This window comes from Clostridium sp. CF012 (assembly GCF_018861755.1).
In the GTDB taxonomy this organism is placed as follows: domain Bacteria; phylum Bacillota; class Clostridia; order Clostridiales; family Clostridiaceae; genus Clostridium_AD.
Genome location: NZ_JAHLEF010000103.1, coordinates 1 through 1,228 on the forward strand (window position 1 = coordinate 1; position 1,228 = coordinate 1,228).

Below are 1,228 nucleotides of genomic sequence, written 5' to 3' on the forward strand. Positions count from 1 at the left end.
TTCTTGAGTCCAATAAATAGCTCCACTTTTATCTTTTGCTACTCCAACTCCAATATCAGTAAAGTTCTTACTTAAAATATTAGCTTTGTGTCCTGGCGAATTCATCCAAGAAGTCATTACTGAAGATGCTGTTTGTTGACCCATTGCAATGTTTTCACCAGCTGCTTTATATGTAATACCGAATTGTTTCATCATGTCAAAAGGTGAACCATAAGTTGGTGATGTATGATCGAAATAGTTTTTAGCTATCATATCCTCTGACTTAGTTCTAGCTACGTTTGAAAGCTTAACATTATCAGTTAAAGGAGCTAGTCCTTGTTTTGATCTTTCCTGATTAACTAATGTTACTACTTCTTTTTCTAATTTGCTATTTGCTGTTGAAGTTGATGCTGTTGGGGTTGTTGTTGCCTTTGTAGCAGTCGTCTTTGCAGGAGTTGCCTTTGTAGTCGCTGCTTTGACAGGAGCAGTTTTTGTAGGTGCTTCCTTTATAGGCTTCGCCTTGCAAGGAGTCGTTGCCTGAGCCTTAGCTGCCACACCCTTTGGAACTGCAATCCCGGACTTAGCACATAAGGCTTGTATACTCTCTACTGAGTTACCTTGTTTTACTGTACTACAATCTTGTGCGTACACCGTTGAACCTATTCCTGTTGTTGCTAAAATACCTAAAGTTAATATTAATGCTCTTAAAGATTTCTTCATCTTTTGTACCTCACCCTCTAATTTTATTATACAAAGTATGCTTTTTTTCTTTGTATACCTATACTAACATCTAAATGAGGTTTGCGGTTTATTTGTTTGTGGAAATTTTGTAATATTATGTCGTAATTTCATATAATTTCAGTCAAACAGGAATAAAATACATAATAGTGCTAATGTAACTATTCATTCCTACTACTAAGCCTTAAACTCAGTCCCATCTGTAGTGTAGTATCACCTAAAGTAGAACAGCTTAATGTTACAGTTTGTGTTGAACTATAGGTTCCTGCAGTAACGTTGAAAACTGGTGCTGATACTTGAAATCTAGTAATAGTACTACTTGTAGAATCCACCTATATTTCGCTTTACGAATAAACCAGACGTTGTAAGAACAGAATCTGTCCATCCCCCAGTTGTACTAGCACCTGGTTTTAAAGCAGATGCTGCTTCGCTTTTATCACATAATGACCAGTTAACCCAACTTATTTTTTTATTAGCCATATAGTTGATCCACTGTTGAGATGCATTGATA

Annotated in this window: 2 protein-coding genes and 1 pseudogene; all 3 read right to left on the reverse strand. The window is 36.2% G+C overall.

The window, feature by feature from the left end; translation table 11 throughout:
• Positions 1-699 (reverse strand): CAP domain-containing protein (locus KPL50_RS26470; RefSeq protein ID WP_216301451.1); only part of this gene is annotated, 699 nt, incomplete at its 3' end.
• Positions 700-878: 179 nt separating this feature from the next.
• Positions 879-1,049, reverse strand: a complete 171-nt coding sequence (locus KPL50_RS26475; protein WP_216207089.1) for a hypothetical protein — start codon at positions 1,047-1,049, stop codon at positions 879-881.
• A pseudogene (locus tag KPL50_RS26480) lies at positions 1,033-1,228 on the reverse strand (glycoside hydrolase family 5 protein); the annotation flags it as partial. The gene KPL50_RS26475 and the pseudogene KPL50_RS26480, both read right to left, overlap by 17 nt.